Genomic DNA, 24034 nt, shown 5'->3' with positions numbered 1-24034 from the left:
CCAATGCCCCAGCCTGGCCGCTTATCCGCCAGGCCTTTCAATGAGGCGGGGTTTAGCCCTGGACCCATGGACGGCAAAGCCGTCCGGCGGGGTGAACCGCCCGTGGTGTGGCTACCCGGCACGCCCGGCCCGCTTTCACGAACCGGAGGAGAACCGCCTTTCACGCAGCCCCGGGGATTTGACGCGCGTTTCGCCAAACCGTCCGGGCACCGGCCCCGCCTCGCCGGCAACGCAATCCGGTGTATCCTCGGCGGAACAAGCTCATGATGGCATGGAACAAAACGGCGGGGATTTGCGGGGATGAATTTTTTCCGGAAGCAGAAGATTGTCCCCGAAACGGAGGGGCCGGCGGGCAGGGTATGATGGTACCGGAGCCGTGGAATCGGAATGCCCCTTCTTCGCCTTCGGCCACCTGCGCTCGCCACCGATTTACCAGCTCCCGCCGCTGGCCTGGGTAACGATCTGCAAGACGTCCGCTGTCCCGATTCCCGCCACAGCTCACACCGGCAGGCGACGATCCACCTGGTATCGAAGAACGCGCCGCGCCCGCATGGGGGCCCTATCCGCGGCAGTCCAGCCGCGGCCTCAGCACCCGGGGCAGTCCTGCCTCTTGACGGATCGCAATACTTTGAGGTACGTACATCAATCAGGATGCGGATGAGCTGTCGGATACCGCCAAAGGTGGATCCGACAGCTCATCGGGCTGGAGGAAACGCCGCGTGGCACGCGAGCGGACGGACGAACCATCAAACGAACCATTCAGGTGAGGCTGGTCGGACAAAAGGGAGCTTCGGGAGGCAGCATGATCAAGGAACGCGGGATCAATCCGGAATTTGTCATCACCAATGAGCAATCTCTTCGACGTTTGTTTCATGCGGTAACCCCTCTGGCCATTCAGAAGTGTCAGGACTCACTCGACGGGCATGCGCAGGAATTTATCCGGCGTTCGCCATTCATCTGCATCGGCACGCAGAATTCGGATGGCAAGGCCGATGTCAGTCCTCGGGGCGACCCCGTCGGCTTTGTCAAAATCCTGGATGAGCACACGCTGGCGATACCGGACCGGCCCGGCAACAATCGCCTCGACAGTCTGGTGAACATTCTCGACAACCCCAGCGTCGGGCTGCTGTTTATCATTCCGGGATTTGATGACACATTGCGCGTCAATGGGCAGGCCAGCCTGGTGAATGACCCGGATATTCTCGAGAGCATGCGTGTTGACGATCGCATTCCCAAACTCGCAATCGTGGTCAAGGTGAGCGAGGTCTTCCTGCATTGCGCCAAGGCCTTTCGGCGCTCTCACCTGTGGAACCCGGATCATTTTCAGGATCGCCGCGCGATGCCGTCGCTTTCAAAGATCATTCTGGATCAGACAACCGGTGCCCCGGGCGATGATGCCGAGATGCGCAAGATAGATGACGCCCTCGAAGTCGAATACAAGAAGACGATGTACTGAGAATACCGACGTTTTTGAGAGAGAGCGGGCATTCGCCCGCCTCCAGGTTTACGCCGGTCGCCGTTGACAGTGGCGGTCGGCGGATAGGCCGGGCGCGGGCATAAGCGGTCGTATGACCCTAACCTCGCGCGAGCATGTCCAGGACTATCTCTTCGATATCCGCGTGAGGCCAGTGCTCGGCATGGAGCAGTTCCTGTGGCAGGGCTTTACCGACAAAATAGCTTCGAGAGGCGAGGTTGAGCATGGGAATATCACCATGCGAATCACCGACCGCTGCCAGAGCCCCCTGCTCCAGCTTGAGTTCGGCGAGCAGAGAATTCAGATAGATGGCCTTATCTTCCGGCCAGAAATGGCTGAGGGTGTTATCCTCCCGCCAGCCCGTACCGACCGCATAGTCGGCACCCAGCTCTGCGGCCAGCCATTCGACCGCGAATTGCCAGGTAATCGAGACAAGGGCGATCTTGACCCCTGCGGCCTTCAGCCGGGCGAAACCCTGTGTGACACCCGGAGCAAGACGCAGGTCAGCCAGATGCTCAATCAATCTGGCCTTGCTGAAAGGAAGGTACCATTCCAGCATGGTCTCTCGTCCTGTCGTCATCTCCTCCCGAGACCGCAGACGCTCGAAGGCCTCCATCTCCGTTGAGCGCCCGATATGCCGGCCGATACAGCCGCAGATGTTTTCGCCCCGGAGCAGTGTTCCGTCCACGTCGAATGCCGCCAATCTGATATTGCTCATCTTCGGTCTCCCGGCAGCTGCGACGTGGCGTTTTTATATGGCGGTGCCGCAAGGCCAAACGGCCGCCTCGACGGTCTCATAAAATCCGGGGCCAATTGCTCCCGTCAAACCTCGCGCGTCGAAGCCGCCGTGACTGTCAGCGTCGTAAACCCGCTGATGGCGATGGCGGCGCGGGTGGGGAGCGGGATGGCGCCGCAGAGGCTGCCGGTGGTGATGATCCGGCCCTTGGCGACGGTCTGCGTCAAGGCATTGGCGAAGACGAGGAAGGCGGCAACCGGGTCGCCGTTGGGGTGTTTTCCGGGGCCCGCAAAAACCGTGTCGCCGTTGACGGTGACGGTCAGCGGATAGGCCTGGCCGGGCGCAAGCACATCGGCGCTCAATTCTTCGCCCAGCACATAGCCGGCATTGGCGAGCCGGTCGGCGAGGAACAGCAGGGCCGGCGACTTGCTGCCGTCATCCAGGCGGTGGCCCAGAAATTCGACGCCGGAAGAGATGGTGGCGACATGCTCGAGCAGCGTCTCGCGGGTATAGGGCGCGCTGCCCGGCGCGGGCAGGTCCTTGCCGAGCACGAAGCAGATTTCCACCTCCAGCGCATCGACGGCGGGGCGTTCGAAACCGGCGCTGCCGGATGTGCTGGCATGGGTGATATGGGCCATGGGCGCGGAAACGGAGCTGCCGTCCGGGCGGATCGCCACCTTGTAGCCGCCCGTCAGCCAGCCGTTGACCGCGAGGGTTTCGTGCTGGACCGCGAAGGCGTCCGTTTGACTTGCTGGCTCGACAAGGCTGGCAGCGGCCAGGCGGATACCGGCATTGTCGGCATCCGACAGCTGGCGGGCGAGCGTGGTGATGGCGGAACTGGCGGGCATGTCTGTCTCCTGCGGGATAGCGGCGGTGCGTCGCTCTCTTCGATCACACTCGACACAAAAGGAAAACCCCGGAATTGTTGTTCCGGGGTCTCCTTGTCGCGCAACCGGGAGGGGTGTTACGCGGCCTGAACTTTCCGGGACACGCGGGCCCATTCCGGGATCCAGGTGCCGTGGGCGGCCAGCAGATCGTCGGTCAGCGACCAGATCTGGTCGAGATCGAGTTCGGCCGCCGTATGCGGGTCCATCATCGCCGCATGATAGAGATGCTCGCGGTTCTCGGTCATGAGGGCGGCGACCGTCAGTTCCTGCACGTTGATATTGGTGCGCATCAGGGCGGTCAGCTGCGGCGGCAGGGCGCCGATATAGGTCGGCTGGATGCCGTTTTCATCGACGAGGCACGGCACTTCGGCGGCGCAATTGTCCGGCAGCGAGGTGATGCAGCCATTGTTGCGCAGGTTGCCGTAGATCACCGACGGTTCGCCGGTCCACACCGAGTTCATGATCGACGAGGCATATTCTTTCGACTGCGCCACCTCGATCTTGTCGGCCGAACGGTAGGCCGCTGCCTGCCCCTTCCACTTCTCCACCTGCTCGATGCAGCGCTTGGGATATTCGTCGAGCGGAATGCCGAATTTCTCGATCAGGTCCTCGCGGCCCTCCTTGATGAAATAGGGCGTGTATTCGGCAAAATGCTCCGAGCTTTCGGTGACGAAATAGCCCAGACGGGTCAGCATCTCGTAGCGCACCTTGTTGGGGCAGCGCGGGTTCCAGGTGGGCTTCGGCGCCCGGCCTTCGCGGTAGCCGCGCAGCAGGTCCGGATAGAGGTCGCGGTAGGATCCATCCGGCTGGCGATGTTCGAACTTGAGGTAGAACGACATGTGGTTGATGCCGGCCGAACGGTAGCGGATTTCCTCATAGGGAATGTCCAGATCGTGGGCCAGCTCCATCGCCGTGCCCTGCACGGAATGGCACAGGCCCACCTGCTTGATCTTCGGGTACTTCTCGGCAATCGCCCAGGTGTTGATTGCCATCGGGTTGACATATTGCAGCAGGATCGCCTCGGGGCAGACCTGCATCATGTCCTCGCAGATCGACCAGAGATGCGGCACGGTGCGCAGGCCGCGCATGATGCCGCCGACGCCGAGCGTATCGGCGATCGTCTGGCGCAGGCCGTATTTCTTCGGCACTTCGAAATCGGTGACGGTGCAGGGCTCATAGCCGCCGATCTGGAAGGCGACGACGACGAAATTGGCGCCTTCGAGAGCCTTTTTCTGATTGGAATGCAGCTCGATGGTGGCCTTGGCACCGAGCGTCGAGATCAGCTTGCTGACGACGACCTCGCTTTCTTCCAGCCGCTGCGGGTTGAGGTCCATCAGCGCGATCTTCGCGCCGGACAGGGCCGGACGCTGCAGCACGTCGCCGATGATGTTTTTCATGAACACGGTGGAGCCCGCGCCGATGAAGGTGATCTTGGGTTGTCTGGTCATGGATAGGCCTCTTTGCTTTAAGCGGCTACTTCGAAGGCGGCGCGGACGAGCCGTTCGGTGTAGGCGGTCTTGGGATGGGTCAGAACGTCTTCGACCGGGCCCTCTTCGACGATCTTGCCATGCTGCATCACCACCACCCGGTGGCAGAGCGCGCGCACGACTTTGAGATCGTGGGAGATGAAGAGGTAGCTCAGTCCCTTCTCGTCCTGCAGCTTGCGCAGCAGTTCGATAATCTGTGCCTGCACCGACAGGTCGAGCGCCGATGTCGGCTCGTCGAGCAGGATGAATTCCGGTTCCAGCGCGACGGCGCGGGCAATGGCGATGCGCTGGCGCTGGCCGCCGGAAAATTCGTGCGGGAAGCGCGACAGGATGTTGTTGGGCAGGCCGGCGCTGTTCAGCGCGTCCTTCACCCGCTCCAGCCGCTCGTTGCGGGTCGCGCCGAGCCTGTTGACGATCAGGCCTTCCTCGATGATCTGGCCGACCGACATGCGCGGATTGAGCGAGGAGAACGGATCCTGAAAGACCACCTGCATGCGCGAGCGCAGCGGCCGCATCTCGTCGCGGCTCTTCTTTTCGATCGACTGGCCGTCGAACAGGATCTCGCCGCTATCCACCATCAGGAGCTTGACCAGCGCCTGGCCGAAAGTGGTCTTTCCCGAGCCGGATTCGCCCACAAGGCCGAGCGTCTCGTGGCGATGCAGCTTGATCGAGAGGCTGTCGACCGCGACGAGCTCCTTCAGCTGCGGCTTGAAGAAGCCGCCATGCTTGAGCATGAAGGAAACCCGGACGTCGCGGCCTTCGAGAATGGCGGCGGAATCGACCGGCATCGGATTGGCCATGCCGGTTGGCTCGGAATTGAGCAGATGGCGGGTATAGGGATGCCGGGGCTCCTGAAACAGCGCCTGCGTGGTGTTGTGTTCCTTCACCTCGCCGTTCTGCATCACGTAGACATAATCGGAGAACTGGCGCACGACGGTGAGGTCGTGGGTGATCAGGATCACCGCCATGCCGATCGTCTTTTGCAGATCGCGGATGAGATTGAGGATCTGCGCCTGCACGGTGACGTCGAGCGCTGTCGTCGGCTCGTCGGCGATCAAAACGTCGGGGCTGTTGGCCAGCGCCATGGCGATCATGATGCGCTGGCGCTGGCCGCCGGACAGCTGGTGCGGATACTGGTTGAGGCGGGCTTCCGGATCGGGGATCTGCACCTGGCGCAACAGCTCCAGTGTCCGTTCCGTCGCCTGCTTGCGGCTCATCTTCTGGTGGACGCGGATCGCCTCGATGATCTGGGCGCCGATCGTGTAGACCGGGTTGAGCGAACTCATCGGCTCCTGGAAGATCATCGAGATGCGGTTGCCGCGCAGCGCCCGGCGCTGGCGATCGGAAAATGTCAGCACGTTCTTGCCGTCATAATCGATGCTGGCGCGGTCCGAAACGGTGGCGCGCTTGGTAAGCAGGCCCATGATGGTGCGGGCGGTCACCGATTTTCCGGAACCGGATTCGCCGACGACCGCGATCGTCTCGCCGCGATAGAGCTGGAACGAGACATCCTTGACGGCATCGACAATGCCGTTCTCGACCTTGAACTTCACCCCGACATGGCGGGCATCGATGATCGGTGTGCCGGTCGCCGCGGCGTGGTCGTGCCGCTGTTCGGGTGCAAGTGTGCTGATATCCACGAGTGCCATGGGTCGTCTCCTCAATATGGGTCGACGGCGTCGCGCAGACCGTCGCCCAGCGCATTGAACGCAAAGACGGTGATCAGCACGAAGGCCACGGGGGAAAGGATCCAGGGATAGGACCCGATGACGGAATAGGTGGCGGTGTCCTGCAGCATCAGCCCCCAGGACATCAGCGGCGGCTTGACCGCGAAACCGAGGAAACCGAGGAAGGATTCCAAGAGCACGACATTGGGGATCGCCAGCGTTACCGCGACGATGACGTGGCTCATGACGTTGGGGAAGATGTGCTGGAAGATGATGCGCCGGTCGGTGGCGCCGATCGCCATGGCCGCACGGACATATTCGATGCGGGCGAGCGCCAGTGTCTTGCCGCGCACTTCGCGCGACATCTGCGCCCAGCCGAGCGCCGACATGACGAAGATGACGAAGGCGAGGAAGACATTGGTCGGCGCCGTCACCGGGATCAGCGAGGTCAGCGCCAGATAGAGCGGCAGCTGCGGAAAGGCCAGCACCAGCTCGACGAAGCGCTGCATCCATGCATCGAAGCGGCCGCCGAAATAGCCCGAGACCATGCCGACCGTGGTGCCGACGACGGTGATGATGAAGACCACCGTCAAAGCGATCATCAGCGAGACGCGCGAACCGTAGAAGATGCGCGACAGCACGTCGCGGCCGAACTTGTCGGTGCCGAGGAAATTGACCGGCGTGCCGTCGACGGCGCCGAAGAAGTGCCGGTCGGTGGGGATCAGGCCGAGCAGCCGGTACTGGAAGCCCTTGACGAAGAAGCCGAGGTTGAGCGGATTGGCATAGTCGGGTCCGACGATCGGCTGGAAGGTGATCGGATCGAGCTCGGTGCCTTCGCCGATCCGGTAGGTGCGCGGCCAGACGAGACTGCCGTCCGGATCGGTGATGCTGATCGTCTGCGGCGGCGCAAAGGCAACGCCGGTCAGCTTCGGATCGACGGGCGCAAAGAACTCGGCAAACACCGTCATCAGCATCAGCAGGCAGACGAGGATCAACCCGGCCATGCCGGTCCAGGAATGCCGCAGGCGGCGCCAGACCAGCGCCGAATAGGTTTCGTTGCCGTGATGGGGGGCGGGAACCGGCACGATGACCGTGGTTTGAACGTCGGCTTTCATGCGTGTGCTCCTCCGCCAAGACGAACGCGGGGATCGAGCAGCGCCAGAAGCATGTCGGCGATGATGTTGCCGACGATCAGCGTTGCGGAGAGGACCAGCATGAAGGTGGCGGTGACATAGACGTCGCCCACCCACATCGAGCCGACGATGGCGGGGCCGACGGTCGGCAGTGCGAAGATGATCGCGGTCTCGATTTCACCGGTCAGCATGTAGGGCAGGACGACGCCCTGATACATGATCAGCGGATGCAGGGCATTCGGCACCGCATGGCGCATGATGACGGCGCCCTCGGAGAGCCCCTTGGCCCGCGCGGTCTCGACATATTGCGCATTCAGCGTATCGAGCAGATTGCCGCGCATGACGCGCATATTATAGGCCAGCCCGCCGAAGGTGGCGATGGCGATGACCGGCCAGACGTGTTTCAGGAGATCGACGAACTTGTCCCACGACCAGGGCGCACCGCCATATTTGGCGGAATGGAAGCTGTTGATCTCGGTGACGTTGAAATGGAACACCAGAATATAGACGATGATCAGCGCCATCAGGAAGCGCGGCACCGTCATGCCGAGGAAGGAGATGCCCGACAGCAGGGTATCGACCCAGGAATATTGCCGTGTGGCGGCCAGAATGCCGAACGTGATGCCGATGACGGACGCGAGGATATGGCAGACGAGCGCCAGAGCCAGCGTGCGGGGCAGCCGTTCGCCGACCACGTCGGCCACCGGCTTGTTGTAGAACATGCTGTGGCCGAAATCGCCGCGCGTGACGATGCCGGTGATCCAGTTGACGTACTGGACGACCATGGGTTTATCCAGCCCGTTGGCGATCCTGTAGGCCTGCGCCTGGGCATCGGCTTCCTCGAAGGAGGCGCCGCCCTGGTTGATCATCTGCGACCGGATATAGTCGCTGTAATCGCCCGGCGGTGCCTGGATGATCGCGAAGGTGACGACGCTGAGCACGAACAGGACGGGTATGGCTGACGCGATGCGCACAAGCAGAAATCGGAACATGGCTGTTAGGTTCTCTTGTGTGTTCAAGGGTTCTTCCCCAGGCCGCGCTGTCGGCGCGGCCTGAGAACTGACGCGGTCCGGACTAGTTCATCGGGCCTTTGTCGCCGGGCTTGCCCGGCAGCTGCTGCGGGAACAGTTCGTAATCGCCCTGCTTGTTGGCCGCCACGAAGACGCGCTCGCGGATGATGGTATCTTCCGCCCAGTTGAACATGAAGATCGGAGCGCCGACAGGAATGTTCGAGAAGCGCTTGTTGACGATCAGCGCGCCCGGATATTCGGTGAGGCCGACCGTATCGACATTCTCCGTTGCGATCTTCTGGTACTGCTTCATCAGCTCCGAACGCTCGCCATTGTCGTTGGTGGCGATGAACTTGCTGACGATGCCTACGAGTTCTTTCTCGTAGGGCAGAAGATCGACGGTACCGTCCTTGCCGGCGCGGTGATGCCAGCTGGTGCGAGGGCCGGTCGGAGCAAGCTGGGTGGTGTTCTGCACCACCGATGTCAGGTCCGGATCGTTGCGGCGGATCGTCCAGTCGAACTGACCGGCATAGTGCGCGGAGTCCTTCTTGGTGCCGTCGAGCGAATTGAGTGTCACCTTCAGGCCGAGCTGCTCCATCTGGCCGATCACGCCTTCTGCGAGATTGCGGTCCGTGCCGTAATCGCCATTGGTCAGCAACACGATCTGAACGTCCTGCCCACCCGCCGTTCCGGCCGGGAAGTTCACGAACCCGTTGCCATCCGTATCCTTCAGGCCGACCTTTTCGAGAAGCGCCTTGGCGCCTTCCAGATCGAAGGGATAGTAGACGGTCGACTGGCGGTCATAGAAACTCGTGCCGGAAGACAGGCCACCCGGATAGATCGCCGTGAACGGGCCCTTGACCAGCGATTCGCCGATCTTCTTGCGATCGAGCGCCATGGTGACCGCCTTGCGGAAGTCCTCGTTGCGGTTCAATTCCCGAACCGCCTGGCCGCGCTGGTCGGGCTCGCCCCAACCGTTGGCGGAGAGATTCATGCGCAGATTGTAACCGGTCAGGCGGGCGCCGAAGGCAAGGCGGGCCGGCGCACTGTCGGATGCGGCGCGCTTCAGCGATTCGACAAAGTTTTCCGGCTGTTCGAGATTGGAGAAGTCACCCGAACCGGCGATCGCCTGCACGTCGCGGTCGGCCCAGGTCGACAGCTTGTAATGTACCTCGTTCAGATAGGGCAGCTGGTTGCCGGCCTCGTCCACCTTCCAGTAGTAGGGATTGCGGCGCAGCACGATGATGTCGTCCGGCCGGTATGCGACCGGGACCCAGGCGCCCATGACGGGTATGTTCAAATATTGCGGCGGGAAGCCGTTCTTGTACTGGTCGTAGGTAAAGCCGGTGGCGTATTTCGGGTGCTTGGTCTTGAGGATATGCGCCGGGCCCGGGCAGAACGTGCCGTAGGCCATGGAATAGAGATACTGGCGCGGGAAGGCTTCCTTGAAGGTCCATTCGACCGTATTGGCGTCGATGGCTTTCAGTGTCGTGCCTTCGCCGAAGGTTTCCGGCGTGGCGCCGTTCAGCGGCGTGACGTTGGGGTCGAGAACGTTGTCGTTCCAGTAGAACATCACGTCTTCGGAGGAGAAGGGGACGCCGTCGGACCATTTGGCGCCTTCGATCAGGTGCATGGTCAGCTTGTGGCCATCTTCGGACCAATCCCAGCTCTTTGCCAGGTTCGGCAGCGGCTCCACATCCTTGGCTTCCACCTGGAAGAGCGGCGCGGTGCGGGTCAGGCATTCGGACAAGGCGATGTCGATGCCGCCCCAGCCCTGCGTCTGGCCGGCGGAATAGTTCCAGCCTTCCGGACGGCCGCCGACGACGTGGCGCATCGTGTCGCCATAGACGCCGATGCCATCGGGCATGTTGCCGGTCTTGAACACCAGCGGCTCCTTCGGCAGACGCTCGCCAACCGGCGGCAGCTTGCCGGTCTTGACGAATTTCTCCGTGACCCAATCCGGCTCATGATAGTCCGGCAACGCCTTGAACTCCTCGATGGAATCGCGCGGCACATAGGTGATCTTGCCCTGCGCCGGGAAGGGCGGCTGCTCGGGCACGACGGTCGGCTCGGAAGCCCAGGCCGTGACTGCGAACGCCGAAACGCCCAAAAGCAGGGCGGCGGTTTTCTTGGGATGGAAAAAGCTGCTCATTGTCGTTGTTTCTCCCTCATGCTCCAGGCCGGCCCGGTATGGGCGGCTCTCCTCCTAAAAGCACCCGGCGGGAGCATCATGCCACCGACCGGAAGAGAGCGGGCGACGGATCGCCCACTCCCAGACCTGCCTCCCTCCTCCGGAAAACGGGCCTCGCATGGTTTGCCGCCGCTGCTTAGCCGGCTGCCTTCAATTTCGTTGCATCCTTCTCGGCACGCAATTCGTCGATCGAGCGAACCTCGCGGCGGGCAACGCCCTTCCAGTCGCGGGTCTTGACCGTTGCCTTGCTCAGGCGCTCCCTGGCAGCGGGAATGGCATGGGCGTATTGCGGCAGCCACTCGGCCTGCGCCACGACCATTTCGTCGACCATCTGCCAGACCTCTTCCGGCGTGCAGATGGCGCCGACCAGCGGATCGTGCAGCACGGCCAATTTCAGGAGATCGATATCGCCGGAGATGGCGGCATGGACCGACATGCGCTGGACGTTGATCGAGGAAATGCAGGTGGCGGCGCAGGCTTCCGGCAGCGTGATGCCGGCCACCATATTGATGCCGAAGCGATCGACGAAGCCGGGCGATTCGATGATCGCATCGGACGGAAGATTGGTGATGACGCCATTGTTCTTGACGTTGAAATGGCCGCGGTAGACCCGCCCGGTTTCCAGCGCTTCGAGGATATGGCTGGCATGCTCGTTGGAGCGGCGGGCCGGATCGATCGGTTTTTCGGCGTCCTTGAGGAACTGCGGAAATTCGGTCTCGAACCAGTTGCGGGTCTCGGTCGAGTAGCGCAGGTAGCCGCCGGTTTCGCCGTGGATCCAGTCGGACATATCGATCCAGCGGGTAATTTCCTCAGGCCGCTTGCGATACCAGGGCAGGTATTCCGACAGATGGCCGTTGCTCTCGGTGGAATAGACGCCGAACCGCTTCAGGACGTCGATGCGCAGCTTTTCCTGCTGCGAGAAAACCGGGTGCGCCTCGAAGGCTGCGACCAGTTCATCCTTGCCGATTTTGCGGCCCTTGACGCGGACATCGGTAAACCAGGTCTGGTGGTTGATGCCGGAGCAGACGTAATCCAGTTCGCCGTCCTTGGCGCCGAGGATTTCGGCGATCTGTTCGGCCCCGTGCTGGACGCCGTGGCAAAGACCGATCGTATCGACCTTGCCGTATTCGATCGCAGCCCAGGTGTTCATCGCCATCGGGTTTGCATAGTTGAGGAATTTCGCGCCGGGCTCCGCCAGCTCGCGGATGTCCTTGCAGAAATCGAGGATGACCGGGATATTGCGCTGGCCATAGAGAATGCCGCCGGCGCAGATCGTATCGCCGACGCACTGGTCGACGCCGTATTTCAAGGGAATGCGGATGTCATCGGCATAGGCAGCCAGACCACCGACGCGGACGCAGGAGATGATGTAGCGCGCGCCGGCGATCGCCTCGCGGCGGTCGGTCGATGCGGTCACCTTGGCCGGCAGGTTGTTCGATTCGACGATCCTGTCGAGGATCGACTTGATCATGCCGAGATTGTGCTCGCTCAGGTCGGTGAGGGCGAACTCGACATCACGGAACTCCGGCACGCAGAGAATATCGGTGAAGAGTTTCTTGGTGAAGCCGACGCTGCCGGCGCCGATAATGGCTATCTTGAAGCTGCTCATGCTGTCCTCGTCACTGGTCATTTGGCCGGGAGAAACGGACAGGGTAAAATCAATGCACGGAAAACAAAGCGCTTTACCGCTCCTTGCCTCCCAACTCCCCCTGTCGATGCCGCTCCAACCCGGTCATCTTGCTTTGTTGAGGGGCATTATGCGTATAATGTTTGGTACCGCCAGAGAGGTATTGTGCTTTCATGGGTAATTCTATGCTTAAACGACTGATCGAGAATGGGCCTGTCATGCGCACGGTTTCGCTGCCGCGCGGACGCCACAGCCTGCACACCATGCCGACCAGCACGGGCTACGAGATCCGCACGGACGCGACCTATGACTGGGACGGCCGCAAGCGCGGCCAGACGCCGTTCACGGTGCTGCAGCACACGATTTCCGGTGCCGGCAACCTGCGCTACGAAACACGCAACTACCGGGTTCGCGAAGGCGAAACGCTGCTGGTGCTGGTGCCGCACAACCACCGCTACTGGCTGGAACAGGACGGCCGCTGGGAGTTCTTCTGGATTTCGATGAACGGCGAGGAAGCACTGCGCATCCACAAGGCCATTCTCGCAACGACCGGGCCGATCCTCAACCTCAAGCCGGAAACCATCGAACGCCTTGCCGATTGCAGCCTGCGGCTGATCTCAGGCGGTGCCGACGCGCCGGGCAGCGCATCCGCCATCGCCTACGAGTCGGCAATGGTGCTTTACGACGACGTCTTCGGCTCGCACCCGGTCTTCAGCCAGGAATACCGGACGATGCAGCATGTCATCGATCATATCGCCACCAATCTGGCGCATCCGCTTCCCGTGGAAAAGCTTGCCGAGGTCTCGGGCCTCAGCCGGGCGCATTTTTCGAGAGTGTTCGCCGCCAGCGAGGGCATGCCACCGGCCGAATTCGTGCTGCGCAAGCGCCTGCAACGGGCAACCAAGCTCCTCACCAAGGCGGCGCATCTGTCGGTGAAGGAAGTGGCTGTCATGTCCGGCTTCGAGGACCCGAACTATTTCGCCAAGGTGTTCCGCCGCTATTTCGGCGCCAGCCCGACGGAATTCCGCACCACGGGCATGTATTCGAGCATCGCCAGCAACGGCCGGGCGACACCGGATGCGGGACAGGCCCGCTAAAATTCAGGGCTTAATAAAACAGATGCCAGGGGGTGAGAAAAGCGCGGCTGAGTTCCTGATCGCGCTCCTGCTCGACATCGGTCTGCTCCACGCGGGCCTGTTTCACCGGCATTTCAACGCGGATGACCTTTTCCTTCTTCGCCGGCGGCGTGAGGTAACCGAGCGTCATTCCACCGTGATAAAACATTCAGTTCTCCGCTGTTTCATGGGATGTGTTAACAGGCATTAACACAATCCTGACACAATTGATGATCCTGTCAATAGTCTACGAAATTGATGCCTTATTGCACGTTGCCGTATCGCGGCGACGTGCAACTGTCGCAGAATCCCGGGCTCACCGTAAAATAATATAATCTATAAATTTTATGATGATTGAAAAATCGATCCAGCTTCGCCCGTACCGGCGGGCATTCTTTGCTTGAGACGGACGTGCCTTCCATGCGTAAATCCGGCACCATGAACGATACGGCAAAAGAGTGGACCCGCATGAACGTCGCTTTGAGAAATTCGATCGACCGGCTTGCCCCGCAACGGGAGCATGCCTTTCCGCATGTGGCGGACGAGGATGCGTTGAAATCGGCCATGCGGCGGATGTCGGGCGGCGTGTCGGTCATTACCGCCGGTGTCGGCGACGAGCGCACCGGCGCCACCGTGACCTCGGCCACCGCTCTTTCCGTCGATCCGCCGACGATGATCGTCAATATCAACCGCAGCTCCTCGAGCTGGCCGATCATCAGCCGCTACGGCCATTTCTGCGTCAACATCCTCAGCGCCGACCAGCAGGATGTCGCCGATCGTTTCGCCGGCAAGGGCGGACTGAAGGGAACGGAGCGTTATGACGGCGCCGAGTGGTTCACGCTGGCCAGCGGCGCATCCGTGCTGCGCGGGGCGCTGGCCGGCATCGATTGCGAGGTCGACGAAGTGATCGAGCGGCACAGCCATGCCATCATTCTCGGCCGCGTGGTCTCGATCGTTTCCGGTGACGGTCATTCGCTCATCTACACCAACGGCCGCTACGGCCGCTTTTCGCTCTGAACCATAAAACCACGGCGGGCTGAATATCCGTCAGAGGGAAACGAGGCCGCTGGGCAACCGGTTCATGATCTCGTGGCCATCGGCGGTGATCAGCAGCTGGTTCTCGATGATCATGCCGCCGGCGCCATCCACGTACCATGGCGTCTCGAAGGCCAGCACCATGCCCGGCTCGATGACCACATCCGACTGACGCGACAGGAACGGCCATTCCTCGCTGCCGAGGCCGGCACCCAGCCCATGGCCGAAATGGCCGCGCGTGAAACCGGGAAAACCAGCCTTCGCCATCGCCTCGGTCGCGGCCCTGTGCACCGCGCTCATGGCGATGCCGGGCCTCAGAAGCGGCAGGCCCGCATCATAGGCGGCCTGCAGGGCATCGAACAGCCGGGCCTGAAGCGGCGAAGGTGCTCCACTGACGAAAGTGCGGCCGGTATCGGATGTATAGCCGGCGATCAGACAGCCGACATCGACCTTGATCAGATCGCCGCGCCCGACCACGCCGCCCCGGGTCCACGGGTTCTCTCCGACCGAGACATATTCCCAAAGCCCGGTGAGGTTCTGGACATCGCGCCGCGCCGCTTCGGCCCGGGCACCCCTCTCCCAGGCGGCGGCCAGCGCATCGCGGCTGACACCGATCTCGATGGTTTCGCGCAGGGTGACGATACCGGCTTCGGCAAGCGCGACGGCCGTGCGCAGATAGCCGATCTCGGTGGGTGACTTGATCATTTTCAGCCGGCGAACCAGATCGGACGCATCGACAAGCGCGGCATCGGGCAATGCCGCTGAAAGCAGCTGGAAATCGGTGACGGACAGTCCGTCGAACTCGACGCCGATCCGGCCCTTGTCCAATCCGCGCTCCGCAAGAAGCATAGCCGCCAGGCGAAAGCCGTTGGCAGCATCAAATGTCTCCGGGCGCTGGAAGCCGGCGGGGCGTTGTTGTTTGCCCCAGGCCGCCTGGATCAGCTCTTCCGGGACAAGCGCTTTGTCGTCCAGTCCCCGGATATCGCCGGTCTCGACCCAGATCGGGTTGATGCGGATATCGGCAATGGTGCTGGAGGCCCGGAAGGCCGCCTCGAACAGATCGGTGACGACGGCAGCGTCCGCCACGGCCGGATCGGCGGGAACGATCGCGGCAACCGCGCCCGCCCGCCGCCACATGGTGGCGACACCGGCGGGTGCGCCCGTCGCATAGGTAAAACTCTCCGGCGACAGCAACAGCAGGGCATCGATCCCCGCACTCTCCATCCGTTGCGATGCGCGTGTCCTGTCGAGGTGAGCCATGCCGTCTTCCTGTCAAAATCGCTTGTTCATCTTGCCGGCCGCCATTCCCGCAGCGCATGAGACGATGCCGCATTTTCGTTTGTGTCACCCTGCCCGGCTTGCCATAACGGATACAAGAAGGAAAGTGACGGAGGAAGACATGGCTGCCAGACAGGAATTCCAGTGGGACGATGCATTTCTTCTGGAGGATCAGCTCTCTGAAGACGAGCGGATGATCCGCGACACCGCCCGCGCCTATGCGCAGGACAAGCTGCAGCCGCGCGTCATCGACGCCTATCGCAACGAGACAACCGATCCCTCGATTTTCCGCGAAATGGGCGAACTCGGCCTGCTCGGCGTGACGGTGCCGGAGACCTATGGCGGCGTCGGCGCGTCCTATGTGGCCTATGGTCTGGTCGCCCGTGAAGTCGAGCGCGTCGATAGCGGCTATCGCTCGATGATGAGCGTGCAGTCTTCCCTCGTCATCTACCCGATCCATGCCTATGGCTCGGAGGAGCAGCGCCAGAAATACCTGCCGAAGCTGATCAGCGGCGAGTGGATCGGCTGTTTCGGCCTGACCGAGCCGGATGCCGGCTCCGATCCCGGCGGCATGAAGACGCGGGCGGTGAAAACCGATGGCGGCTACCGGCTGACCGGTTCGAAAATGTGGATTTCCAACGCGCCGATCGCCGATGTCTTCGTCGTCTGGGCGAAATCCGAAGCGCATGGCAATGCCATCCGCGGCTTCGTGCTGGAAAAGGGCATGAAGGGTCTGTCTGCCCCGAAGATCGGCGGCAAGCTGTCGCTGCGCGCCTCGATCACCGGTGAAATCGTGCTGGATAATGTCGAGGTCGGCGAGGATGCGCTGCTGCCGAATGTCGAGGGCCTGAAGGGTCCGTTCGGCTGCCTCAACCGCGCCCGCTACGGCATTTCCTGGGGTGCGCTCGGCGCGGCCGAGTTCTGCTGGCATGCGGCGCGGCAATACGGTCTCGACCGCAAGCAGTTCGGCAAGCCACTGGCGCAGACGCAGCTGTTCCAGAAGAAGCTCGCCGACATGCAGACGGAAATCACGCTGGGGCTGCAGGCGTCGCTGCGCGTCGGCCAGTTGATGGATGCGGGCCGCATGGCCCCGGAGATGATCTCCATCGTCAAGCGCAACAATTGCGGCAAGGCGCTGGATATCGCCCGCGCCGCCCGCGACATGCATGGCGGCAATGGCATTTCCGAGGATTATCAGGTGATGCGCCATATGGTGAACCTGGAAACGGTCAACACCTATGAAGGCACCCATGATGTGCACGCCCTGATCCTCGGCCGCGCCCAGACCGGGCTGCAGGCCTTCTTCTGAGCGCGGCGATGGAAGCGCCGCTGAAGGGCCTGAAGGTTCTCGAACTTGCCCGCATCCTCGCAGGCCCCTGGATCGGCCAAACGCTCGCCGATCTCGGCGCCGACGTCATCAAGGTGGAAAGCCCGGCCGGCGACGATACGCGCACCTGGGGGCCGCCCTTTATCGAGGGCGAAGGCGGCGGCCATCTGGATGCCGCCTATTTCCATGCCTGCAACCGGGGAAAGCGCTCCGTCGTTCTCGATTTCACCACGCAAGAGGGGCAGGAGGCGGTGCGGCGGCTGGCGGCGCAGTCGGACGTGCTTCTGGAGAATTTCAAGGTCGGCGGCCTCGCCAAATACGGGCTCGACTATGAGAGCCTGAAAACGATCAATCCGCGGCTGATCTACTGCTCGGTTACCGGCTTTGGGCAGGACGGGCCTTATGCCCATCGCGCCGGTTATGACTATATCATCCAGGGCATGAGCGGCATCATGGACCTGACCGGCGACCCCGAAGGTGAACCGCAGAAGATCGGCGTTGCCTTTGCCGACATCTTCACCGGTCTTTATGGCGTCATCGCCATTCAGGCAGCCCTTCACATGCGTGAGCGCACCGGTGTTGGCCAGCAGGTCGACATGGCGCTGCTCGATAGCATGACCGGGGTTCTCGCCAATCAGGCGCTGAATTTCCTCGTTTCGGGCCAGTCACCGCGCCGCCTCGGCAATGCGCATCCCAATATCGCGCCCTATCAGGTCTTTCCGGTCTCCGACGGCCACCTGATCGTCGCCGTCGGCAATGACCGGCAATTCGTCAAGTTCTGCACGCTGCTGGGTCTCGACCATCTGGCGACCGACCCGCGTTATCTGACCAATGCCGAGCGGGTCAAACACCGCGACACACTGACACCGGAACTGACGACGCGGACGCAGACATTCGACCGCGACACGCTGCTCGCCATGCTGGAAGCGGCCGGCGTGCCCGGCGGGCCGATCAATACGGTGGCCGACGTCTTCGCCGATCCGCAGATCCTCCATCGCCGCATGCGGGTCGATACGCCTCACACCGGCTCTGCATCGGGAACGGCACCGGGCGTGCGCACGCCCATTCAGTTTTCCGATGCCGACCTTGCGCTGAATCGCGGCGCACCAAGGCTTGGGGAGCATACGCACGAGGTGCTGGCCGAAATCGGGATGAAGCCTGAGGCGTTCAAACAGTGATCATTCAGTGGTAAATCTGCATCTTCCTTTAAGGAGATCGGATTGATGCGTGTCACTGTGGTTCTGGATGATGAAATGTTTGCGAGGGCGCAGATGTATACCGGACTGACAAAGAAGTCGGCCGTCATCAGGCATGCTTTGCAATCGCTTATACATAAAGAGGCCGGAAGGCGGCTCGCGGAGCTTGGCGGCAGCCAGCCGGATTTGGAGGATATTCCACGCCGCCGCCCGTGGGACGATGAAAATTCCGAATAACCTCCGCCTTCAAATATTCCCCATGCAGAGATATTTCATCTCCAGATAATCCTCGGCGCCGTGGCGGGAGCCTTCGCGGCCGATGCCGGATTGCTTGAGGCCGCCGAAGGGGGCGGCTTCGGAGGACATGCGGCCGGTGTTGATGCCGATCATGCCGTATTCCAGCGCCTCGGCCACGCGCCAGACCTTCTTCAGTTCGGTGGCGAAGAAATAGGCGGCGAGGCCGTAGATCGTGTCATTGGCCTGCAGGATGACGTCTTCCATCGTCTCGAAGCGGATGATCGGGGCGACCGGCCCGAAGGTTTCGTCGCAGGCGACCAGCATGCCCTTGCCGACATTGGCAAGCACGGTCGGCTCGAAGAAGGCGCCGGAGACGCGTTTGCCGCCGCAGAGCAGCGTCGCACCCCTGGCGATCGCGTCGTTGACATGCGTTTCGACCTTTTCGATCGCTCGGGCATCAATTAGCGGCCCGATGGTGACGCCTTTGGAAAAACCGTCTCCGACCTTGAGCTTTGCCACTTCGGCGGCCAGTTTGCGGGCAAATTCGTCATGGACCTGGGCCTGGACGTAGATGCGGTTGGCAGAGGTGCAGGTCTGGCCGGCATTGCGGAACTTGGCCTGAATGGCGCCATCGACCGCCGCATCGATATCGGCATCGTCAAAGACGATGAAGGGCGCGCTACCACCGAGTTCGAGGCTGACTTTCTTGATCTGGTCGGAACATTGCCGCATCAGGATGCGGCCGACTTCGGTGGAGCCGGTAAAGCTGATCTTGCGCACGCGCGGATTGGTGCAGAGTTCGCGGCCGATCGCATCGCCTTCGGAGGCGAGGATGAGGTTGAAGACACCTTTCGGAAAACCGGCGCGGACGGCCAGCGCATGCATGGCCAGCGCCACCAGCGGCGTCTGTTCGGCAGGCTTCAGGATGATGGTGCAGCCGACCGCCAGTGCCGGCGCAATCTTGCGCGCCACCATCGATGCCGGAAAATTCCAGGGGGTGATGGTGCCGACCACACCGACCGGCTGCTTGATCACCAGCATGCGGCGGTCTGTCGAGGGCGCGGGAATGGTCTCGCCATAGACGCGCTTGGCCTCTTCCGCATACCATTCGATATAGGCGGCGGCATGCTGCACTTCGGACCGGGCCTCGTTGAGCGGCTTGCCCATTTCGGCCGTCAGGATGGCCGCGAGATCGTCGATATGGGCGATGACCAGATCGTGCCAGCGGCGCAAGGTCGTGCTGCGGTCGCCCGCCGGGCGCTCGGCCCAGGGAAATTGCGCCGCATAGGCGTCGTCGATGGCGGTGCGGGTTTCCGCCACGCCCATGTCCGGCAGGGTGGCAAGCAGCGCGCCGTTCGAAGGATTGTGCACGTCGAAGGTTTTTGCTGCGAGCGGACCGGCCGCATTCACCAGCCCGAGCAGATGCGGCTCCTTGACATGGGCGATCAGCGTTTCGGTAAAGATCATCGGTGATCCTTTCTGGCGGTCCGCGCAAGGCAAGCGCAGGGCGGCATATGTCGTCGCGGGACAATGCCGATAGCCGATAAAAGCGGCCGGGTCCATCGGGCAGCAGAGAGCTGCCGCCCGACAGAAGAGGTCAAGAGGCCGAAGGGCTTGTCAGGCCCGCGCTTCCAGGATCGAGGCTTCCAGGATGTCCATCGCCTCGGCGAAGACCGCGTCCTGAATGGTGATCGGTGCCAGGAAGCGGATGACATTGCCGTGCACACCGCAGGTGAGCAGGATCAGGCCCTTCTCCAGCGCGATCAGGCGGACGCGATTGGCGAAATCGGCGCTCGGCAGATTGGTCTTCACATCGTTGAACTCGACGGCATTCATGAAACCCGGGCCACGGATATCGACGATTTCCGGGGCCTGTTCGGCAATCGCCGCAAGGCGCTGCTTGAGGCGGCCGCCCAGCTGTTCGGCACGTTCGCAGAGTTTCTCGTCCTCGATGATGTCGAGAACCGCGTGGGCAGCGGCAACGCCCATCGGGCTACCGGCATAGGTGCCGCCAAGGCCGCCGGGGCCGGGAGCATCCATCACCTCGGCGCGGCCTGTCACGGCTGCGATCGGGAAGCCGCCACCGAGCCCCTTGGCCATCGTCACGAGATCGGCGGCGACGCCGTGATGTTCCATGGCAAAGAGCTTGCCGGTACGGGCAAAACCGGTCTGCACTTCGTCGGCGATGAGAAGAATGCCGTGCTGGTCGCAGATCTCGCGGATCGCCTTGATGAAGGAGGTCGGCACCGGATAGAAGCCGCCCTCGCCCTGCACGGGCTCGATGATGATGGCTGCAACACGGTTCGGATCGACGTCGGCGGCGAAAAGGCGCTTCAGGGCCGCCAGCGACTGGTCGGCGGATACGCCCTGCAGTTCCACCGGAAACGGCACGTGGAAGACGTCGGCCGGCATGGCGCCGAAACCGACCTTGTACGGCACGACCTTGCCGGTCAGCGCCATGCCCATGAAGGTGCGGCCGTGAAAGCCGCCGCCGAACGCGACGACGGCCTGGCGGCCGGTGGCAGCGCGGGCGATCTTGACGGCGTTCTCCACCGCTTCCGCGCCTGTCGTCACGAAAATCGTCTTCTTGGCGAAGTCGCCCGGCAAGATGGCATTCAGCCGCTCGGCAAGCTCGACATAGTTTTCGTAAGGCACGACCTGATGGCAGGTATGGGTAAAGCGATCGAGCTGCGCCTTGACGGCCTCGATGACGCGCGGATGACGATGACCGGTGTTGACCACGGCGATGCCGGCGGCAAAATCGATATAGCGATTGCCTTCCTTGTCCCAGATTTCGGAGTTTTCGGCGCGATCCGCATAGATCTGCGTGGTCATGCCCACACCACGGGAAATGGCTGCGTTCTTGCGATCGGTCAAACTGGTCACGGCTGTCATCCTAAAGTGTGAGGAAGGGGATTTGCGCAAATCCTATATTTTTTCTGTAGGTTTGCAAATTAATTATAGTGATCGGAAAGTGAGCATTCGTGATGCTTTTCCTTGTGCGGTGCGGCATGTGTGGCTACGTTGATGCCTTAAACACCGCATGGATATTGTCGACACTTCGAACACCTAGAAATTTGGCGGCCGATGCCCGGCAACGGTTTTTCAGGGCGATGGCCGTATCATTGTCGCGCGTAGCTATCAGGAGAATGATGCCATGACCGCAGATGCCATTATCCGTGCCCGCATCGATTCAGTAACGAAACAAAAAGCCATCGCGGCGCTGGATGCCATGGGGCTTTCGGTGTCCGACGCCATTCGCCTGCTGATGCTGCGCATTGCCGAAGAAAAGCGCCTGCCCTTCGAGCTGAAAGTGCCGGAGGCCGATGTTGCGCCGGCGACCGACCGCCATTCGCGCCGCCTCGACAGCGGCGAAGACCTGTTTCGCGATCTGGAACATTGATCGCATGACCCTTTCGTGTGGCGGCTCATGAGCGATGCCATGGCAGTTCGATACAAGGTTGCGGAGGCGGCAAGGCTTGCCGGCGTTTCCGCGTCGACCCTGCGGCTCTGGGAGACGCAAGGACTGGTCGTGCCGGAGCGCTCCGTCACCGGTCATCGCCAGTACAGCGAAGGCGATGTCGCGCAACTGAAGCGCATTTCCTGGTTTCGCGCCGAACGCGGCCTCAATCCCGCCGCCATTCGCGAAGCGCTGGAGGCCGAAGCGAGCGAGCTCGACGAGAGCGGACTGGCTCTTGCAGGCGACGTCATCCCGCAATCGCAGGTCGGGCGCAAACTGCGGAGCCTGCGCCATGCGGCCGGCAAGACGCTGGAGCAGGTGGCCGGCGAGATCGGCATCGCGGCGTCGGTTCTCTCGACGCTGGAACGCACCTCGCAGGGCGTCTCCGTCGCGGTATTGCACAATCTTGCCGAATATTTCGGAACGACGGTCTCCAGCCTTTCCGGCGAAGACGAGCCGGAGGTGCGCGCCCTGGTGCGTTCCGGCGAATGGCGGGCCTGGCCGCGCACGACGCCGGGTGTCACCGTGCAGCTGCTGGCCGAGGGCCGCAACCAGATGGATTGCCATCGCTTCGTGCTGGAGCCCGGCGCCTCCAGCGAGGGCGCCTACAAGCACGAGGGCGAGGAATTCGTCTATGTGCTGTCGGGCCGGGTGGAGTTCGTGCTCGATTCCGACCAGTTCCATGACCTGAGCCCCGGCGATTCCCTCTATTTCGAAAGCCGCCGCCACCACGCCTGGTCGAACCGGCACGACGGCGAGACGGTGCTCTTATGGATCAACACGCCGCCGACCTTTTGACGGCGGCGGATGTTTATTTCGCCACGTCGATCACGACGCGGCCACGGATCTTTCCAGCGACGATGTCTTGCGCCAGCTGCGGCAGGTTCGACAGGGGCTCGACCGTCGTCATGTCCGCCAGACGCTGACGGTCGAGGCTTTCCGACAGGATGGCCCAGGCCCTGTCACGCTCGGCATGCGGCGCCGTCACCGAATTGATGCCGAGAAGGGCCACACCGCGCAGGATATGCGGCATCACGCTTGCCGGCAGATCGGCGCCGCCGGCAAGACCACAGGCGGCGACCGCGCCGCTCTGGACGGTCTGCGCCAGCACATTGGCCAGCGTGGTGGAGCCGACGGAATCGATGGCGCCCGCCCAGCGCTCCTTCTGCAGCGCGCCGCCCTTGTCCGCCAGTTCGGCCCGATCGACAAAGCCCGTGGCGCCGAGGCTTGAGAGGTAGCCGTGCGTTTCCGGGCGCCCCGTCGAGGCGGTGACCCTGTATCCACGGCTGGCAAGAAGCGTGATCGCCACCGAACCGACGCCACCGGCGGCACCGGTGACGAGAACCTCGCGCGCATCCGTCTTGATCTTGCCCCAGGCTTCGAGCGCATCAATGGCAAGGGCTGCCGTGTATCCGGCGGTACCGATCGCCATGCTTTCCTCCAGGGTGAAGGCATCCGGCAGGCGGGTCAACCATTCCGGCTTCAGCCGCTGGAACCGCGTGTAGCCGCCCCACTCGGTTTCCGACATGCCCCAGCCGTTGACCACCACCCTGTCACCCGGCCGCCACGCCGGATTGCGGGATTCGACGACGATACCGGCGAGATCGACGCCGGCCACCATGGGCAGGCGGCGGGCGATCCGGCCCTTGCCGGAGACCGCAAGACCATCCTTGTAGTTGAGCGTCGAAAACAGCACCTCGACCAGCACATCGTGATCCGGAAGATCGGCGAGTGACAGGTCCTTGAAGCCGCTCACCGGCTTGCCGTCACGATCCTCGATCACAAGCGCCCTGAAATGATCCGTCATGGTTTTCTCCCGTCCGTGTGGGGGCAACATGGCATGAGAAAATATGAAAAGCCATTTGGACGAAAGGCGGAAACGGGCGCAACGGCACTCCCATCGCCGGGCGCAAACCGGTCGCTGCGGAGCTGAAATGATCAGCGCAAACCATCCATCGGGCCTCTCGTTAAAACGTCAAGCAAAGCATTGAATCGGCAGGCTATTATCAATCAGACAGTAGATGTATATCGTCGCCATTTACTTGGAATATCACCGGTCAAATCAAGACTATTTTTCTGTTTACCTGCCATGCTTGCCGCGCAAGGCAGATTTGCCTTTCTCCCTCTGGAGAAATACCTGAAAGAGTGCTATCTCACCCCCGCAACAAACCAAT

The 24034-nt window shown here is 62.2% G+C and carries 21 protein-coding genes; 8 read left to right on the top strand and 13 right to left on the bottom strand.

The features are described from left to right. Window positions 1–802: 802 nt before the first annotated feature. Window positions 803–1456 (top strand): pyridoxamine 5'-phosphate oxidase family protein, encoded by a 654-nt coding sequence (locus tag ADU59_RS21085; protein ID WP_068956188.1) that lies wholly within the window; start codon window positions 803–805, stop codon window positions 1454–1456. A gap of 118 nt (window positions 1457–1574) precedes the next feature. Here the strand turns inward: ADU59_RS21085 and ADU59_RS21080 are convergent, their stop codons facing one another. The 8 genes from ADU59_RS21080 to melA (ADU59_RS21045) form a co-directional block, all read right to left on the bottom strand. After that, on the bottom strand, window positions 1575–2192 hold the full coding sequence (locus ADU59_RS21080) for an HAD family hydrolase (protein ID WP_068956186.1): 618 nt from the start codon (window positions 2190–2192) through the stop codon (window positions 1575–1577). Between the two features lie 104 nt (window positions 2193–2296). Then, on the bottom strand, window positions 2297–3058 hold the full coding sequence (locus ADU59_RS21075) for a fumarylacetoacetate hydrolase family protein (RefSeq protein ID WP_068956184.1): 762 nt from the start codon (window positions 3056–3058) through the stop codon (window positions 2297–2299). A 116-nt stretch (window positions 3059–3174) separates the two neighbouring features. Then, window positions 3175–4545: an alpha-glucosidase/alpha-galactosidase gene (gene melA / locus ADU59_RS21070; RefSeq protein WP_068956182.1), complete on the bottom strand. Its 1371-nt coding sequence runs from the start codon at window positions 4543–4545 to the stop codon at window positions 3175–3177. 17 nt (window positions 4546–4562) lie between these two features. Continuing rightward, on the bottom strand, window positions 4563–6233 hold the full coding sequence (locus tag ADU59_RS21065) for an ABC transporter ATP-binding protein (RefSeq protein ID WP_068956175.1): 1671 nt from the start codon (window positions 6231–6233) through the stop codon (window positions 4563–4565). Window positions 6234–6244: 11 nt separating this feature from the next. Continuing rightward, window positions 6245–7366 (bottom strand): ABC transporter permease, encoded by a 1122-nt coding sequence (locus ADU59_RS21060; RefSeq protein WP_068956173.1) that lies wholly within the window; start codon window positions 7364–7366, stop codon window positions 6245–6247. Further along, window positions 7363–8376: an ABC transporter permease gene (locus ADU59_RS21055; RefSeq protein ID WP_068956170.1), complete on the bottom strand. Its 1014-nt coding sequence runs from the start codon at window positions 8374–8376 to the stop codon at window positions 7363–7365. Before ADU59_RS21055 ends, ADU59_RS21060 begins: the two co-directional genes overlap by 4 nt. Window positions 8377–8458: 82 nt before the next feature. After that, complete coding sequence (locus ADU59_RS21050; RefSeq protein ID WP_068956168.1) at window positions 8459–10546, bottom strand: ABC transporter substrate-binding protein; 2088 nt, start codon at window positions 10544–10546, stop codon at window positions 8459–8461. Window positions 10547–10721: 175 nt separating this feature from the next. Then, window positions 10722–12194, bottom strand: coding sequence for an alpha-glucosidase/alpha-galactosidase (gene melA, locus ADU59_RS21045; protein ID WP_068956166.1), 1473 nt, complete (start codon window positions 12192–12194; stop codon window positions 10722–10724). Between the two features lie 191 nt (window positions 12195–12385). On the opposite strand from melA (ADU59_RS21045), the gene ADU59_RS21040 reads away from it, so the two are divergent. Next, window positions 12386–13309 carry an AraC family transcriptional regulator gene (locus ADU59_RS21040; RefSeq protein WP_068956165.1) on the top strand — a complete coding sequence of 308 codons (924 nt, stop codon included), beginning with the start codon at window positions 12386–12388 and terminating at the stop codon, window positions 13307–13309. Between the two features lie 10 nt (window positions 13310–13319). Here the strand turns inward: ADU59_RS21040 and ADU59_RS30920 are convergent, their stop codons facing one another. After that, on the bottom strand, window positions 13320–13496 hold the full coding sequence (locus ADU59_RS30920; RefSeq protein ID WP_099050897.1) for a hypothetical protein: 177 nt from the start codon (window positions 13494–13496) through the stop codon (window positions 13320–13322). Window positions 13497–13747: 251 nt separating this feature from the next. On the opposite strand from ADU59_RS30920, the gene ADU59_RS21035 reads away from it, so the two are divergent. Continuing rightward, the gene (locus tag ADU59_RS21035) at window positions 13748–14344 is read left to right on the top strand and encodes a flavin reductase family protein (protein ID WP_244506471.1); all 597 of its coding nucleotides are present in this window, start codon (window positions 13748–13750) and stop codon (window positions 14342–14344) included. Between the two features lie 30 nt (window positions 14345–14374). Here the strand turns inward: ADU59_RS21035 and ADU59_RS21030 are convergent, their stop codons facing one another. Next, window positions 14375–15622 (bottom strand): M24 family metallopeptidase, encoded by a 1248-nt coding sequence (locus tag ADU59_RS21030; protein ID WP_068956163.1) that lies wholly within the window; start codon window positions 15620–15622, stop codon window positions 14375–14377. A gap of 139 nt (window positions 15623–15761) precedes the next feature. Here ADU59_RS21030 and ADU59_RS21025 point away from each other — a divergent pair, with 139 nt between their 5' ends. Genes ADU59_RS21025 through ADU59_RS21015 form a run of 3 tightly spaced genes read left to right on the top strand, consistent with a single transcriptional unit; the run spans window position 15762 to window position 18400 of the window. After that, on the top strand, window positions 15762–16949 hold the full coding sequence (locus tag ADU59_RS21025) for an acyl-CoA dehydrogenase (protein ID WP_099050896.1): 1188 nt from the start codon (window positions 15762–15764) through the stop codon (window positions 16947–16949). Between the two features lie 8 nt (window positions 16950–16957). Then, window positions 16958–18145: a CaiB/BaiF CoA transferase family protein gene (locus ADU59_RS21020; protein ID WP_068956161.1), complete on the top strand. Its 1188-nt coding sequence runs from the start codon at window positions 16958–16960 to the stop codon at window positions 18143–18145. A gap of 45 nt (window positions 18146–18190) precedes the next feature. Further along, a complete protein-coding gene (locus tag ADU59_RS21015; RefSeq protein WP_068956159.1) occupies window positions 18191–18400 on the top strand; it encodes a type II toxin-antitoxin system VapB family antitoxin in 210 nt (69 codons plus the stop codon). A 9-nt stretch (window positions 18401–18409) separates the two neighbouring features. On the opposite strand, the gene ADU59_RS21010 is transcribed toward ADU59_RS21015, so the two are convergent. Both ADU59_RS21010 and ADU59_RS21005 read right to left on the bottom strand, forming a co-directional pair. Further along, on the bottom strand, window positions 18410–19867 hold the full coding sequence (locus tag ADU59_RS21010; RefSeq protein ID WP_068956157.1) for an NAD-dependent succinate-semialdehyde dehydrogenase: 1458 nt from the start codon (window positions 19865–19867) through the stop codon (window positions 18410–18412). A gap of 150 nt (window positions 19868–20017) precedes the next feature. Further along, entirely contained in the window at window positions 20018–21295 is a 1278-nt protein-coding gene (locus ADU59_RS21005; RefSeq protein ID WP_068956155.1) for a 4-aminobutyrate--2-oxoglutarate transaminase, read from the bottom strand. A 262-nt stretch (window positions 21296–21557) separates the two neighbouring features. Between ADU59_RS21005 and ADU59_RS21000 the strand changes: the two genes are divergently transcribed. Together ADU59_RS21000 and ADU59_RS20995 are read left to right on the top strand one after the other, a co-directional pair. After that, window positions 21558–21803, top strand: coding sequence for a type II toxin-antitoxin system RelB/DinJ family antitoxin (locus ADU59_RS21000; RefSeq protein WP_068956153.1), 246 nt, complete (start codon window positions 21558–21560; stop codon window positions 21801–21803). A gap of 27 nt (window positions 21804–21830) precedes the next feature. Next, window positions 21831–22658 carry a MerR family transcriptional regulator gene (locus ADU59_RS20995; RefSeq protein ID WP_068956151.1) on the top strand — a complete coding sequence of 276 codons (828 nt, stop codon included), beginning with the start codon at window positions 21831–21833 and terminating at the stop codon, window positions 22656–22658. Window positions 22659–22671: 13 nt separating this feature from the next. On the opposite strand, the gene ADU59_RS20990 is transcribed toward ADU59_RS20995, so the two are convergent. Continuing rightward, the gene (locus tag ADU59_RS20990) at window positions 22672–23667 is read right to left on the bottom strand and encodes an MDR family oxidoreductase (protein ID WP_068956149.1); all 996 of its coding nucleotides are present in this window, start codon (window positions 23665–23667) and stop codon (window positions 22672–22674) included. Window positions 23668–24034: the final 367 nt, after the last annotated feature.

This window comes from Pararhizobium polonicum, from assembly GCF_001687365.1.
Classification (GTDB): Bacteria; Pseudomonadota; Alphaproteobacteria; order Rhizobiales; family Rhizobiaceae; genus Pararhizobium; species Pararhizobium polonicum.
This window is presented reverse-complemented; position numbering and strand designations above follow the sequence as displayed.